This is a genomic window from Streptomyces sp. NA04227, assembly GCF_013364195.1.
Classification (GTDB): Bacteria; Actinomycetota; Actinomycetes; order Streptomycetales; family Streptomycetaceae; genus Streptomyces.
Genome location: NZ_CP054918.1, coordinates 2,327,334 through 2,342,246 on the forward strand (window position 1 = coordinate 2,327,334; position 14,913 = coordinate 2,342,246).

General features: G+C 71.4%; 11 protein-coding genes. 7 read left to right on the plus strand and 4 right to left on the minus strand.

Annotated elements, in window-relative coordinates; all coding sequences use genetic code 11:
* Positions 1-79 precede the first annotated feature (79 nt).
* The gene (locus HUT18_RS09690) at positions 80-1,846 is read left to right on the plus strand and encodes a serine/threonine-protein kinase (RefSeq protein ID WP_254878506.1); all 1,767 of its coding nucleotides are present in this window, start codon (positions 80-82) and stop codon (positions 1,844-1,846) included.
* Between the two features lie 112 nt (positions 1,847-1,958).
* Here the strand turns inward: HUT18_RS09690 and HUT18_RS09695 are convergent, their stop codons facing one another.
* Positions 1,959-2,558 (minus strand): TetR/AcrR family transcriptional regulator, encoded by a 600-nt coding sequence (locus HUT18_RS09695; RefSeq protein ID WP_176099590.1) that lies wholly within the window; start codon positions 2,556-2,558, stop codon positions 1,959-1,961.
* 121 nt (positions 2,559-2,679) lie between these two features.
* Here HUT18_RS09695 and HUT18_RS09700 point away from each other — a divergent pair, with 121 nt between their 5' ends.
* The 4 genes from HUT18_RS09700 to HUT18_RS09715 are packed head-to-tail and all read left to right on the plus strand — an operon-like array spanning position 2,680 to position 8,468.
* Positions 2,680-4,311 carry a carboxyl transferase domain-containing protein gene (locus tag HUT18_RS09700; protein ID WP_176099592.1) on the plus strand — a complete coding sequence of 544 codons (1,632 nt, stop codon included), beginning with the start codon at positions 2,680-2,682 and terminating at the stop codon, positions 4,309-4,311.
* Positions 4,312-4,337: 26 nt separating this feature from the next.
* A complete protein-coding gene (locus tag HUT18_RS09705; RefSeq protein ID WP_176104399.1) occupies positions 4,338-6,353 on the plus strand; it encodes an acetyl/propionyl/methylcrotonyl-CoA carboxylase subunit alpha in 2,016 nt (671 codons plus the stop codon).
* Positions 6,350-7,300, plus strand: a complete 951-nt coding sequence (locus HUT18_RS09710; RefSeq protein ID WP_176099593.1) for a hydroxymethylglutaryl-CoA lyase — start codon at positions 6,350-6,352, stop codon at positions 7,298-7,300. The genes HUT18_RS09705 and HUT18_RS09710 overlap by 4 nt, the downstream gene beginning before the upstream one ends.
* A gap of 4 nt (positions 7,301-7,304) precedes the next feature.
* Positions 7,305-8,468, plus strand: a complete 1,164-nt coding sequence (locus HUT18_RS09715; protein WP_176099595.1) for an acyl-CoA dehydrogenase family protein — start codon at positions 7,305-7,307, stop codon at positions 8,466-8,468.
* A 138-nt stretch (positions 8,469-8,606) separates the two neighbouring features.
* On the opposite strand, the gene HUT18_RS09720 is transcribed toward HUT18_RS09715, so the two are convergent.
* Together HUT18_RS09720 and HUT18_RS09725 are read right to left on the minus strand one after the other, a co-directional pair.
* A complete protein-coding gene (locus HUT18_RS09720) occupies positions 8,607-9,941 on the minus strand; it encodes an MFS transporter (RefSeq protein ID WP_176099597.1) in 1,335 nt (444 codons plus the stop codon).
* A gap of 195 nt (positions 9,942-10,136) precedes the next feature.
* Positions 10,137-11,540, minus strand: coding sequence for an FAD-binding oxidoreductase (locus HUT18_RS09725; protein WP_176099599.1), 1,404 nt, complete (start codon positions 11,538-11,540; stop codon positions 10,137-10,139).
* A gap of 406 nt (positions 11,541-11,946) precedes the next feature.
* On the opposite strand from HUT18_RS09725, the gene HUT18_RS09730 reads away from it, so the two are divergent.
* A complete protein-coding gene (locus HUT18_RS09730; protein ID WP_176099600.1) occupies positions 11,947-13,035 on the plus strand; it encodes an ABC transporter substrate-binding protein in 1,089 nt (362 codons plus the stop codon).
* 166 nt (positions 13,036-13,201) lie between these two features.
* Positions 13,202-14,047, plus strand: a complete 846-nt coding sequence (locus HUT18_RS09735; protein WP_176099602.1) for a siderophore-interacting protein — start codon at positions 13,202-13,204, stop codon at positions 14,045-14,047.
* A 12-nt stretch (positions 14,048-14,059) separates the two neighbouring features.
* On the opposite strand, the gene HUT18_RS09740 is transcribed toward HUT18_RS09735, so the two are convergent.
* Positions 14,060-14,911 carry a helix-turn-helix transcriptional regulator gene (locus tag HUT18_RS09740; protein ID WP_176099603.1) on the minus strand — a complete coding sequence of 284 codons (852 nt, stop codon included), beginning with the start codon at positions 14,909-14,911 and terminating at the stop codon, positions 14,060-14,062.
* Between the last annotated feature and the right edge of the window lie 2 nt (positions 14,912-14,913).

A 14,913-nucleotide genomic window follows, 5' to 3' on the forward strand; every position in this document is an offset into this window, starting at 1 on the left:
CCGCTATCGTGACGAGGCCATGACGGCGGGACCGGGGGCGGTCGTGGCGGTCGCAGTTGGGGGACAGAGGGGTCCAGGGGTGCGGAACAGTGCGGGCGCGGACGCGGGGCCCGAAGCGGGGCGGCTGGTCGCGGGGCGTTACCGGCTTCTCGAGCGGATCGGCGCCGGGGGCATGGGAACCGTATGGCGTGCGGGGGACGAGCTGTTGGGGCGCGATGTCGCGCTGAAGAAGCTGCACGTACCGCCGCATCTCTCGGACGGCGAGCGGGAGCGGCTGTACGAGCGGACACGGCGGGAGGCGCGCAGCGCGGCGCGGATCGCGCATCCGAACGTGATCGTGGTGCACGACGTGGTCGACGACGGCGGGCTGCCCTGCATCGTCATGGAGTACGTGCCCTCGCGCACCCTGGGCGACGTACTGAAGGAGAACGGGACGCTGTCGCCGCAGGAGGCGGCGCGGATCGGGCACCGGACGGCCGAGGCGCTGCGGGCCGCGCACGCCGCCGGGGTGCTGCACCGTGACGTCAAGCCGGGCAATGTGCTGCTCGGCGACGGCGGGCGGGTGGTCCTGACCGACTTCGGCATCGCGGTGTCCTCCGGGGCGCCGACGCTGACCCGTACCGGCGAGATCGTCGGTTCGCTCAACTACCTTTCCCCGGAACGGGTCAAGGGCGAGACGCCCGGGCCCGCCTCGGATCTGTGGGCGCTGGGCGCGATGCTGTTCGAGGCGGTCGAGGGGCAGCCGCCGTTCCGCAGGAACACGGTCCTGGAGGCCGTGTACGCGATCGCCTCCGACCCGGTTCCGGCCCCGTACGCCGCGGGTCCGCTGACCCCGCTGATCGAGCAACTCCTCGCCAAGGAGCCGCAGTCGCGGCCGTCCGCCGAGACGGTGGAGGCCGGGCTGCGCGCGTGTGCCGCGGGGGACGGTGCCGGATTCGCGGCGGACGCCTCCGGCGGTGCGCACCGGTCCGTGCCGCAGCGAGACGGCGGCTACTGGAACGGCGCCGAGGACGACAGCAGCCGTCGCGGCAGCACCCTGCCGGACCTCGGCGGCCAGGGCGGCGCCGGGAGCGGTCCGGCGGTGGGCCGGGGCGCGGCCGCCGGTCGCAAGAGCGGCACCGTGGGCGGGCGCACGCAGCGTTCACGACGGATGCGGGTGGCCCTCGCCGCCGTCGCCGTGGTGGTGGTCCTCGCCGGAGCGGCGGGCGCCGCGGTCCTCGTCATGCGCGACGACGGTACGGAGGGGCAGGCGGCCAAGGATCCCGCTCCCGGCAACTCGTCGCCCGCTCCCGCGAGTTCGCCGCCGTCCACCTCCAAGAAGCCGGACGGTTCCGCCTCGCCGACGACGGCCGAACCCACCGGCCCGGTCGAGGAGCCGCCGCCGGTGCCCGCCGGATACCAGCTGGTGAGCGAGGAGGGCGCCGGGCTCTCGCTGCCGGTGCCGGACGGCTGGACCCGCAAGGTCCTGGAGGACGGTTCGACCGGCTTCATCGACCCCGGCGGTCTGGTCCGGCTGCAGATCGGCGCCCTGGACTTCGCCAGCTCCGACCCGCTCCAGCACTGGAAGGACGACGAGCGCAAGTCGATCGCCGAGGGCAAGCTGCCGGGGTACAAGCAGCTCCGTATGCAGGGCACGACCTTCCGCGAACTGCCCGCCGCCATCTGGGAGTTCACCTTCGAGGGCCGCGCGCGCGGCTTCCGCGCCGTCGACCTGGGCTTCGGCAAGCCGGGCGGCACCGAGTACACGGTCTACCTCTCGGCGCCGGCCCTGCAGTGGGACGAGTACAAGCCGGTCTTCGACAACGTCCTGGCGGGCCTGCGCCTGCACGAGGAACCCGGCGCGTGAGAGTGCCCCGGTCCCGCAAAGGGGCCGGGGCACTGTCACAGGCGTACGAGGGCGGCCGCCGGAGGCCACCTCACCCCGACAGCCTCAGCCCGATCACTTCACGCCGATCACTTCACCCCACCCGCCGCACCGCCGCCGCGAAGGCCCCCCGGGCCAGCCGGTGCAGCAGTTCGGCGGTGGCGTCGCGGCCCGGCAGCGAGCCGGGGCGGGCCAGGTGCGGGGTGGAGTTCAGCAGGCCGAAGACGGCGTGCACGGCGGCGCGGGCGTCGGTCTCGTCGAGGTCCGCGTACACCGCGCGTACGGCCTGCACCCACAGCTCCACGTACTGCCGCTGCAGCTGGCGGACCCGCTTGCGGTCGGCGTCGCGCAGCGTGTCGAGTTCGCGGTCCTGGATGGTGATCAGGGCGCGGTCGTCGAGGGCGAAGTCGATATGGCCCGCGAGCAGGGAGTCCAGTACGCGCTCGGGGTCGCCGTCGGCCTCCTCGGTGCGGCGTCTGCCACCGAGGAAGAGGCGCTCGCTGATGCCGACGAGCAGCTCGGCGAGCATGGCGTCCTTGCCCGCGAAATGCCGGTACAGGCCGGGGCCGCTGATGCCGACCGCGGCTCCTATCTCGTCGACGCCGACTCCGTGGAAACCGCGCTCGGCGAAGAGACGGGCGGCTTCCCCGAGGATCTGTTCGCGACGGGTCGGGGCCTCGGCTCTGCTGGTCATGCGGGTAATTGTAGACACGCGGGTTAGCGTTCGTTAACCTGATCGAAGGAGTTAACGCCTACTAACAGGACCGGACGCGATCCGCCCGGCCTTGACGGGCACGAGCAAGGGGGCTCGAACAATGCAGCAGGCACCGGTGCTGAGCAGCGCCGCCGACCCGGCGTCGGAGGCCTGGCGCGCCAATGAGGCGGCGCACGAGGCACTCGGCGAGGAGCTCCGCTCCCGCCTGAACGCGGCCCGGCTGGGCGGCGGCGAACGGGCCAGGGCCCGGCACGTGGCGCGGGGCAAGCTGCTGCCGCGTGAGCGCGTGGACGCGCTCCTCGACGAGGGCTCGCCGTTCCTGGAGCTGGCGCCGCTGGCGGCCGAGGACATGTACGGCGGCGGGGCCCCGGCGGCCGGGGTGATCGCGGGCATCGGCCGGGTCTCGGGCCGCGAGTGCCTGGTGGTCGCCAACGACGCCACGGTCAAGGGCGGCACGTACTACCCGATGACCGTCAAGAAGCATCTGCGCGCCCAGGAAGTGGCCCTGGAGAACCGCCTCCCCTGCCTGTACCTGGTCGACTCCGGAGGCGCCTTCCTGCCGATGCAGGACGAGGTCTTCCCGGACCGTGACCACTTCGGGCGGATCTTCTACAACCAGGCCCGGATGTCGGGCGCGGGCATCCCGCAGATCGCGGCGGTACTCGGCTCCTGCACGGCGGGCGGCGCGTACGTCCCCGCGATGAGCGACGAGGCCGTGATCGTGCGCGGCCAGGGCACCATCTTCCTGGGCGGCCCGCCGCTGGTGAAGGCGGCCACCGGCGAGGTCGTCACGGCCGAGGAGCTGGGCGGCGGCGAGGTCCACTCGCGGGTCTCCGGTGTCACCGACCACCTCGCCGAGGACGACGCGCACGCGCTGCGGATCGTGCGCAACATCGTGGGCACCATGCCCGCGCGCGGCGAACTCCCCTGGACCGTAAGGCCGGTTGAGGAGCCGAAGGTGGACCCGCGCGGCCTGTACGGCGCGGTGCCGGTGGACTCCCGTACGCCCTACGACGTGCGCGAGGCCATCGCCCGGGTCGTGGACGGTTCGCGGTTCTCCGAGTTCAAGGCGGAGTACGGGCAGACCCTGGTGACCGGCTTCGCGCACATCCACGGGCACCCGGTGGGCATCGTCGCCAACAACGGCATCCTGTTCTCGGAGTCGGCGCAGAAGGGCGCCCACTTCATCGAGCTGTGCGACCAGCGCGGCATCCCGCTGGTGTTCCTGCAGAACATCTCCGGCTTCATGGTCGGCCGGGACTACGAGGCGGGCGGTATCGCCAAGCACGGCGCCAAGATGGTGACGGCCGTGGCCTGCACCCGGGTGCCGAAGCTGACGGTGGTCATCGGCGGCTCGTACGGCGCGGGCAACTACTCGATGTGCGGCCGCGCCTACTCTCCGCGCTTCATGTGGATGTGGCCCGGCGCGAAGATCTCCGTGATGGGCGGCGAGCAGGCCGCCTCGGTGCTCGCGACCGTCAAGCGCGACCAGCTGGAGGCGCGCGGCGAAGCGTGGTCCGCCGAGGACGAGGAGAGCTTCAAGTCCCCGGTCCGCCAGCAGTACGAGACGCAGGGCAGTGCCTACTACGCGACCGCGCGGCTGTGGGACGACGGCGTCATCGACCCGCTGGAGACCCGTCAGGTGCTCGGCCTCGCGCTGACCGCCTGCGCCAATGCCCCGCTGCCCGAAAAAGACCCCGCGGCGCCGCACTACGGCGTCTTCCGGATGTGAGTGCCGTGACGAGGGAGACCACCGCCATGTTCGACACCGTGCTCGTGGCCAACCGCGGCGAGATCGCCGTACGGGTCATCCGGACGCTGCGCGCGCTCGGGGTGCGCTCGGTGGCCGTGTTCAGCGACGCGGACGCCGAGGCCCGGCACGTCCGCGAGGCCGACACCGCGGTGCGCCTCGGTGCCGCGCCCGCCGCCGAGAGCTATCTGTCCGTGGAGAAGATCCTCGCCGCGGCCCGCACCAGCGGGGCGCAGGCGGTGCACCCGGGGTACGGGTTCCTCGCCGAGAACGCGGAGTTCGCCCGCGCCTGCGAGGAGGCGGGACTGGTCTTCATCGGGCCGTCCGCCGAGGCGATCTCGCTGATGGGCGACAAGATCCGCGCCAAGGAGACGGTCCGCGCGGCGGGCGTCCCGGTGGTGCCCGGTTCCTCCGGCAGCGGTCTGAGCGACGCCCAACTCGCCGACTCCGCACGGGAGATCGGCATGCCGGTCCTGCTGAAGCCGTCCGCGGGCGGTGGCGGCAAGGGCATGCGGCTGGTGCGGGACGCGGCCGTGCTGGACGAGGAGATCGCCGCCGCCCGGCGCGAGGCGCGGGCCTCCTTCGGCGACGACACCCTGCTCGTGGAGCGCTGGATCGACCGGCCCCGGCACATCGAGATCCAGGTCCTCGCCGACGGCCACGGCAATGTGGTCCACCTCGGCGAGCGCGAGTGCTCGCTCCAGCGCCGCCACCAGAAGATCATCGAGGAGGCGCCCTCGGTCCTGCTCGACGAGCACACCCGGGCCGCCATGGGCGAGGCCGCCGTGCAGGCGGCGCGCTCCTGCGCCTACCGGGGCGCGGGCACCGTGGAGTTCATCGTGCCGGGCGGCGACCCGTCCTCGTACTACTTCATGGAGATGAACACCCGGCTCCAGGTGGAGCACCCGGTCACCGAGCTGATCACCGGCCTCGACCTGGTCGAGTGGCAGCTGCGGGTCGCGGCGGGCGAGCAACTCCCGTACGCACAGGGCGACATCACGCTGACCGGGCACGCCGTCGAGGCGCGGATCTGTGCCGAGGACCCGGCGCGCGGCTTTCTGCCCTCGGGCGGCACCGTGCTCGCGCTCGACGAGCCCGAGGGCGAGGGCGTCCGCACCGACTCGGGGCTCAGCGAGGGCACCGAGGTGTCCAGCCTCTACGACCCGATGCTCTCCAAGGTCATCGCGTACGGCCCGGACCGGGCGACCGCGCTGCGCAAGCTGCGCGCCGCGCTCGGCCGTACGGTCACCCTCGGTGTGCAGACCAATGCCGGTTTCCTGCGCCGCCTGCTCGCCCATCCGGCCGTGGTGGCGGGCGAGTTGGACACCGGCCTGGTCGAGCGGGAGGCCGAGTCGCTGATCTCGCAGGAGGTCCCGGAGGCGGTGTACGAGGCGGCCGCGGCCGTGCGCGTGCGGCGGCCCGAGCCCGATGCGAACGGCTGGATCGACCCGTACGCGGCGGGCGACGGCTGGCGGCTCGGCGGCAGCCCGGCCCCGGTCACCCGGCATCTGCGGGTGCCGGGCCTGGACCCGGTGGCCCATGTGGCGCGCGGCAGCGCCGTGGTGGACGGTGACAGGGTGCACGTCACTCTGGACGGCGTCCAGCACCACTTCACGCACGCCGGTGACTGGCTCGGCCGGGACGGAGACTCCTGGCAGGTCCGCGACCACGACCCGGTCGCCGCCTCGCTGACCGGCGCCGCCCACGCGGGCGCGGACTCCCTGACCGCGCCGATGCCGGGCACCGTCACCGTGGTCAAGGTCGCGGTCGGCGACCGGGTCGAGGCGGGCCAGAGCCTGGTCGTGGTCGAGGCCATGAAGATGGAACACGTCGTCTCCGCACCCCACGCGGGCACCGTCACCGAACTCGACGTCAGCCCGGGCACCACGGTCGCCATGGACCAGGTGCTCGCCGTGGTCGAGCCGGACAGCACCGAAGGCGCCGAAAGCGACCCCTCGACCGAGGGAGCCGCACAGCAGGAGGCGGGGGGCTCCGTACCGGACGAGAAGGAGCCGGTGTCATGACGAACAGCGTGCGTGAACTTCCCATGGTCGTTCCCGCCGAGGGCCTGCCCGCCCGCGTCCGTGTCCACGAGGTCGGCGCGCGCGACGGACTGCAGAACGAGAAGGACGTCGTACCGACCGCGGTGAAGGCCGAGTTCATCCGGCGCCTCGCCGGGGCCGGGCTCACCACCATCGAGGCGACGAGCTTCGTCCACCCCGAGTGGGTGCCCCAACTCGCCGACGCCGAGCGGCTGTTCGCCGAGGTCGCCGACCTCGGTGTGAACCTGCCGGTACTGGTGCCCAACGAGCGCGGCATGCAGCGCGCGCTGCCGCTCGGCGTACGGCGGATCGCCGTGTTCGCCAGCGTCACCGAGTCCTTCGCCCGGGCCAACCTGAACCGGACCGTGGACGAGACGCTCGCCATCCAGCGGGCGGTGGTGGCCCAGGCCAAGTCCGAGCACGGCGTGCACGTACGCGGCTATCTGTCGATGTGCTTCGGCGACCCCTGGGAGGGCCCGGTGCCGATCGCCCAGACGGTCCGCGTCTGCCGGGCGATGCTCGACATGGGCTGCGACGAACTGAGCCTCGGCGACACCATCGGCGTGGCCACCCCCGGTCATGTCCGCGCCCTGCTCGCCGCCCTGAACGAGGCAGGGGTGCCCACCGGCATGCTCGGTGTGCACTTCCACGACACCTACGGGCAGGCGCTCAGCAACACCCTGACCGCACTGGAACACGGCGTCACGACCGTGGACGCCTCCGCGGGCGGCCTCGGCGGCTGCCCCTACGCCAAGAGCGCCACCGGAAACCTCGCCACCGAGGACCTGGTCTGGATGCTCGACGGCCTCGGCGTGGAGACCGGGGTCGACCTCGACGAACTCATCGCCACCAGCACCTGGATGGCCGAGCAGCTCGGCCGCCCGAGTCCGTCCCGTACCGTCCGCGCACTCTCCCACAAGGAGTCCTGAAGCCATGTCGATCGACCATCGTCTCTCCGCCGAGCACGAAGAACTGCGGCGTACGGTCGAGGCTTTCGCCCACGACGTCGTCGCCCCGAAGATCGGCGACTTCTACGAGCGGCACGAGTTCCCGTACGAGATCGTCCGCGAGATGGGCCGGATGGGCCTGTTCGGGCTGCCGTTCCCCGAGGAGTACGGCGGCATGGGCGGCGACTACCTCGCGCTCGGCCTCGCCCTGGAGGAGCTCGCCCGGGTCGACTCCTCGGTGGCCATCACCCTGGAGGCGGGCGTCTCCCTCGGCGCCATGCCGATCTTCCGCTTCGGCACCGAGGAGCAGAAGCGCGAGTGGCTGCCGAAGCTGTGCTCCGGCGAGATGCTCGGCGGCTTCGGCCTGACCGAGCCGGAGGCCGGTTCGGACTCCGGCGGCACCCGGACCACCGCCGTCCTCGACGAGGACACCGACGAGTGGGTGATCAACGGCACCAAGTGCTTCATCACCAACTCGGGCACCGACATCACCGGCCTGGTCACCGTCACCGCGGTCACCGGCCGCAAGGACGACGGCCGCCCGCTGATCTCCTCGATACTGGTGCCCTCGGGCACCCCCGGGTTCACCGTCGCCGCGCCGTACTCGAAGGTCGGCTGGAACTCCTCGGACACCCGTGAACTCTCCTTCCAGGACGTACGGGTGCCGCGCGCCAACCTGGTCGGCGAACAGGGCCGGGGCTACGCCCAGTTCCTGCGCATCCTCGACGAGGGCCGGATCGCCATCTCCGCGCTCGCCACCGGTCTCGCGCAGGGCTGTGTGGACGAGTCGGTCAAGTACGCCAAGGAGCGGCAGGCCTTCGGCAAGCACATCGGCTCGTACCAGGCCGTGCAGTTCAAGATCGCGGACATGGAGATGAAGGCCTACGCGGCCCGCCTCGCCTGGCGCGACGCCGCCTCCCGCCTCGTCCAGGGCGAGCCGTTCAAGAAGGAGGCGGCGATGGCCAAGCTGTACTCCTCCACGATCGCCGTCGACAACGCCCGCGAGGCCACCCAGATCCACGGTGGCTACGGCTTCATGAACGAGTACCCGGTGGCCCGTATGTGGCGCGACTCGAAGATCCTGGAGATCGGCGAGGGCACCAGTGAGGTCCAGCGGATGCTGATCAGCCGGGAGTTGGGGCTGGGCTGAGTGTCCGCCCGGGGTCCTGGGCGCCTGAGCGCCTGAGTTCTTGAGCAGTACGGCGCCGTACCGGAGCAACCGGGCTTTTACCAACGGGAGTTGACCGCCCCCGTCGCCGAGTGAGTGGCGGCGGGGGCGGACTCGTTGTCAGCTCCCGCCGCCTGCCGCGACAACGCCGCTCTTCGCGGCGGTCGTTGACGGCTCCGGGCTGGGGCCGCCCTCGCGCCGTGGTCCGGTCAGCGCGAGGACGGCCGTGGCCAGTGTGGGCAGAGCCGCCGCGACGAAGCAGAGCCAGAGCGGGCACCCGCCGAGCAGCAGTCCCGCCCCGGCGGTCCCTACCGCATACCCCGCGTTGAAGGCGCTGTTGACCCAGGTACCCACCTGGGTACGGGTTTCCGGTGTGGCGCACTCGTCCGCGTACAGATAGGCGGTGGACAGGACCGGGGCGATGAAGATCCCCGTACAGCCCGCGGCGACGGCGAGAACGATCAGGTTGGGGGCGAGCCCCGCCGTGCCGAGCACCACCGCCAGCGCGATCGCCAGCAGGGGCAGACGCTGCGCGCTGGACAGGCGCCAGGTCCTCGCGCCGTAGAGCATCCCGCCCGTCGCGCTGCCCACGGCGATCGCGGCCTGGATCCACGCCACCGCCTCGACATGGTGACGACTGTGGGCGAAGGCGACCACCAGCAGACCCATCGCACCCGTCGACGCTCCGAGCCCACCAGCCACCGCCGCGGGCACAAGCCAGCCCTTGCGGCGGAGGGACGCCCTGGCGGCCGCGTCCTCGGCGGCCTGCTCCTCGCCCCCGTCCGCGTCCGGGTCCCGGGCGGAACCGGGAGCGGCGGCCTTGCTCAGTACGGGCGAGGCCGCCATCGCCAAGCTGCCCACCAGCACCAGGACGGCGCTGATGCCCACCCCGAAGGCCGGGTTGCCGAACGTGATGCACAGGCCCGCCACCAACGGCCCTGCGACATAGAGAAGTTCCTCGACGACGGTGTCCAACGAGAAGGCGCGCTGCCGCAGTTGAGGATCGGGCAGCAGCGCACTCCACAGCGCCCGCATCACCGGTCCGAGCGGCGGTGCGCAGGCCCCGGCAAGCAGGGCCAGGGCCAGCAGCGCCGAAGGCGGGACACCCGGGCTCCAGGTGGCGGCGGTCAGCGCGACGAGGACGGCCGCATACGCCACGGCAAGGACCGGGAGCACCCGGCGCGGGCCGCGCCGGTCGATCCACCGTGCGCGCAGCGGGCCCAGAGCGGAGGCGGTGAGACCGAAAGCGGCCATGGACAGGCCTGCCCAGGCGTAGGAGCCGGTCGCCCGGCTGAGCGCGACCGTCAGCGCCACGAAGACGATGCCGTACGAGAAACGGCCGGTCAGCGCGGCGAGGAAGATCCGCGGCACATCAGGCTGACGGAGCACCGCGGAGTACGAAGGGGCCTTGTGGACAAGGGAGTTCAAGGCAGGGGTCTTCGACGCGGAAGACATCGGAATGTTCCTCACGAATGTGGTGCCCGGCGGACGGGCACGAAAGTGTGCGGGCATCGCTCAAGGCGCGGGTCCGTATCGGACGGACCGGCCTCGGCTCTTGCCTACGCACACAGAAGGAACATGCCGAGGAGTCTATGGCCTCCCCCGGCAGCACGCGAGCGTTCTGCCGACATCGGGGGCGCGGTCAGCGGTTCAGGCCGTGCCCGGCAGGATGTTGGCGTTGCGGTTGAAGACGTTGTGCGGGTCGTACTTGGCCTTGATCGCGGCCAGACGCTCGTACTTGGCCGCGCCGTACGCGGCACGGATCCGGTCCTCCTCGGACTCGACCATGAAGTTCACATAGCCGCCCGGATTCGCCGCGTGCGGCAGCATCTCCGTCCACAAAGAGCGCACCCATGCGGTGTCGGCGGTGAGCTCGTCGCGGTCGGGGGTGACGGCCGCCATCGACACCATGTACGTCGGCTCCCGGACGCCGCCGAACGCCGTGGCGTCCTCGGCGACATCGGTGAAGGCGCCACTCAGATAGAACGTCGGGCAGAACGTCATCGGTGAGCTCTTGCGCGGGAGTTGGTCGCCGAACAGGGCGATCGTGTCCTCGTCGAAACCGGTGAACGGCAGCGACTTCTCGTACGCGAGGATCCCGAACGGCGCCGCGTCGTCGAGCATGCTCTGCAGCCCGGTGTACGGCATCGGGGTACGCATCTGGAACAGGGTGGGCGGCCCCTTCGCGAGCGGGGCCACGGCTTCGGCGTGCTCCTCGGCGGTGCCGAACCCGGCGACGATGAGGGCCTGGCCGAGGGTGCCCACGTGCTCGGGCGGCACGAAGTCCTCGGGCGGTGCGCTGAGGCCGATGCCGGCGAGCACTCCGGTCTTGCGGGGCAGCGCGGGCACCGTCTCGCCGATCAGCCCAAGCGCCTCGTCGCTCTGCGCCATGTCCCAGAAGAACAGGCCGACTTGGACCTCGGGGCCCACCTCGTGCAGCCGGAAGAGGAAGGTGGTGACCACGCCGAAGTTGCCGCCACCGCCGCGCAGCGCCCAGAACAGGTCGGCGTTCTCGCCCTCGGCGGCCCGGACCACGGTGCCGTCCGCGAGGACCACCTCGGCGGCGAGGAGATTGTCCGCGGTGAGCCCGTACTGCGGGGTGAGCCAGCCGAAGCCGCCGCCGAGGGCCAGTCCGCCGACGCCGGTGTGGCTGATGGTCCCGGACGGGACGGCGAGTGCGTGCGCCTGGGTGGCCGCGTCGAGTTCGGCGAGCGTCGCGCCACCGCCGCAGCGGGCGAGCCGCTCCGCGGGGTCGACCTCGACCTTGTTCAGCGGGGACAGGTCCACGACGAGCCCGTCGGGGCAGACGGCGTTGCCCGCGAAGCTGTGGCTGCCGCCGCGCACCGAGATCTTCAGGCCCTCGGCGCGGGCGAAGTTCAGCGCGGCGGCCACGTCCTCGGATCCGGTGCAGCGCGCCACCACGGCGGGACGGTGGTCGATGGCGCCGTTCCACACACTCCGGGCCCGGTCGTATTCGGTCGCGTCGGGACCGATCAACTCCCCCTGGAAATCGCCGCGCAGGGCATGCGCGGCGTGTTCGAGCACGCTGGTCATCGGTGCCTCCGCATCGCCTGGCCCGTGCCGGATCAGGCGATGGTCCGCCACGGCTCGTGGCGCGCTCGCCGACATTGCGGCGCGGTCGGACGGTCAGGCGCAGGACAGTGCGGAAGGCATGTTCGTGCCCGGCAGCAACGGAGCGAACGTGCGCTGTCCTTTACACCGTAGACCCGCTGCCACAGGCCGACAACCGGCGCAAACGGGAGAGATGACCACACGAAAGGCCGATGTTCGGCGGGCCCAACTCACCTCATTCCAGGACGAGATGACAGACGCCACGCGACTCGCCCCGGAGTGCGGCCACACATCGCCACCCCCTCCCCCTGGACAACAACTTAGGTTAGGTTAACCTAACAACGCATTGTCGGAGCGGCCCCGCCGCGCCTCACGAAAGAGCTCTCCCATGCCCTCATCGCCTCTCTCCTCCCGGACCACCGGAGCTCTGACCTCACGCCGCAGCGTGCTCGCCGTGGGCGGCGCCCTCGGTCTCACCGGCCTGCTGGCCGCCTGCGGGGAGAGCGAGGAGAAAAAGGCGGACAGCGGCAAGCCGGGCGGCACCGACAGCGGCGGCAAGAGCGCCAAGAAGGGCCCCTGGACCTTCACCGACGACCGCAAGAAGGCGGTCAAGAAGGACGCCGTGCCCACGAACATCGTCGCCTTCACCGGTGTCGCGGCGGCCCTCTTCGACTACGGCATCAAGGTCAAGGCCGTGTTCGGGCCGACCAAAACGCAGGGCGGCAAGGCGGACGTACAGGCCGGTGACCTCGACGTCGACAAGCTGACCGTCCTCGGCAACGAGTGGGGTCAGTTCAACGTCGAGGAGTACGCGGCCCTCTCGCCCGACCTGCTGATCTCCACCATGTTCGACGGCTCCGGCACCCTCTGGTACGTGCCCGAGGAGTCCGAGAAGCAGATCCTCGGCCTCGCCGACAGCGTCGGCATCAGCGTCTACGACCGGCAGCTCACCGCACCGCTCCAGCGCATGCTCGAACTGGCTGCCTCGCTCGGCGCGGACGTCAAGGCCAAGCAGGTCACCGACGCCAAGAAGCGCTTCGAGGCGGCGGCGGCCCGGCTGCGCAAGGCGGCCAAGGCCCGCCCGGAGATCAAGGTCCTCGTCGGCTCCGCCAGCCAGGAGATCTTCTACGTCTCCGGCTCCAACCTCTCCGCCGACCTGGAGTACTTCACGTCGCTCGGTGTGAACATCGTCGAGCCGTCGGAGTCCGCGAAGAAGGCGAGCGGCGGCTGGTTCGAGAACCTGAGCTGGGAGAACGTCGACAAGTACCCGGCCGACGTGCTCCTGATGGACAACCGCACCTCCGCCCTCCAGCCCGACGCCCTCACCAAGGCCAAGCCCACCTGGAACAAGCTGCCCGCCGTCAAGGCCGGTCAGGTCGTCCCGCGCGTCACCGAGCCGATCTACTCGTACGGCAAGGTCGCCCCGATCCTGGAGGACCTCGCCAAGGCCATCGAGACGGCGAAGAAGGTCTCCTGAGTCCCGGGGCCGGGTGCGGTGTGGCGCGCCCGGCCCCGTCCTACCGTCGGGCCGGACGCCTCCCCGCGTAACCGGCCCGGCACCTTTTCCCGCACCGCTCCGGTACGTACGCGTCCCGCACCCGTCACCCGCCGACACTCACCGACCTCGCCGCGAAGGAGCCGCGATGCCGACCGCAGCCCAAGCCCCCGTCCGCGCCTTCGACTTCTTCGCGCTGCATGTGCTGCGCACCCGGCGGCTGAGCGAGTCGCTGCTCCGGGTGACCTTCGGCGGCGAGTCGCTGACCGGCTTCGCCTCCGGCGGCCGGGACCAGTCGGTCTCGCTGTTCCTGCCGCAGCCGGGCCAGTCACGGCCCGAGGTGCCGGTGGAGGAGGGCGAGGGCTGGTGGCAGGCGTGGCGCGAACTGCCGGACACGGTACGGGCGGTGATGCGCTCGTACACGGTGCGCGAGCAGCGCCGGGAGCCGGACGGGCCCGGCGAGATCGACATCGACTTCGCCCTGCACGGCGACGGCGGACCGGCCTCCCGCTGGGCCGCCCGCGCGCTCCCGGGAGACCAGGTGCTCGTCCTCGGCCCAACCGCCGCCGACAACACCGCCGTTCGCTTCCGCCCGCCCGCGGACACCGACCTGGTCCTGCTCTACGCGGACGAGACCGCCCTGCCCGCCGCCGCGGCCATCCTCGGCCAACTCCCCGAGGACACCCGCGTGCACGCCTTCCTGGAGGTCGAACACCCCGGCGACCGGCTGCCGTTGACGGCTCCCGCCGGTGCGGAACTGACCTGGCTGGTACGTACCGAGGGCGCTCCCCCGGCCCACGAGGCCGTACGCGCCGCCGAGTTGGCTCCCGCCGACGCTCCGTACGCCTGGATCGCCGGTGAGTCGGGCAGCATCAAGGAACTGCGGCGTCATCTGGTCCGCGAGCGGGCGATCGACCGGCGCCGGGTCACCTTTGTGGGGTACTGGCGGCGGGGGCTGAGTGAGGAGCAGTTGCGTGAGGTGGGGGAGGAGTAGGGGGCCTGCGCGTCAGCGCAGAGACTCGATCGCGTGCAGGACCAGCGCCCTGGCTTCCGCGCCATAGACAGCCATGTGGCGCAGCTGCTCAAACGCCCTCACGTACATGGCGACTTCGGAGGGCTGCGTCACCCGCACTCTGGCGGACATCAGCTCCACGGACACCATCTGATCGTCGTAGATGTGGAACAGCTCTTGCGGCCACAAGGCCCGCTGGCGCGTGGCCTTGGGAATTATGCCGAGCGAGACCGAGGGCAAGGCGCCCGCAGTAAGGAGATAGCCGAGCTGTGCGGCCATGGCCTCGGCATCTGCCAACTGGTAGTGCAGGACGCTCTCTTCGATGACCATGACGAACCGGTGCCCCGGCTCATGCACGATCTTCGATCGCTCCAAGCGTGCGGCTGCCGCCTGGTCCGCGTCATTGGGGATCTCCAGCAACTCGGCGACACCGGACAGTACGCCGCGTGCGTAACCTTCCGTCTGGAGAAGACCGGGGACCAGGGTCGGCGAGTAGATCCGGAACAACTCGGTCGCCCGGTACAGGTCGACGTAGCTGTTCTGAAGCCGCTTCAGGCCCGCGCGCACTTGCCGTCGCCACTCCAGGTACGCGGACTCGGCGTCCCGGGACTGGGCAATAATGTCCTCGGCCTGGCCCTCGGCACCGCACGCCTGGCACCAGCGGCGGATGTCGTCGGGGGTGGGTGGTGTGCGCGCATTCTCCAGACGTGACGTCTTGGGGTGGGTCCAGCCGCAGAGTGCGGCCAACTCCGAGCCGGTCAGACCGGCGTCAGCGCGGAGGTCACGCATCCGTCGTGCGACGCGGTCTCGGGCGTCCTGGGCCGATGAGGACGGGGAGGTGGCCATGC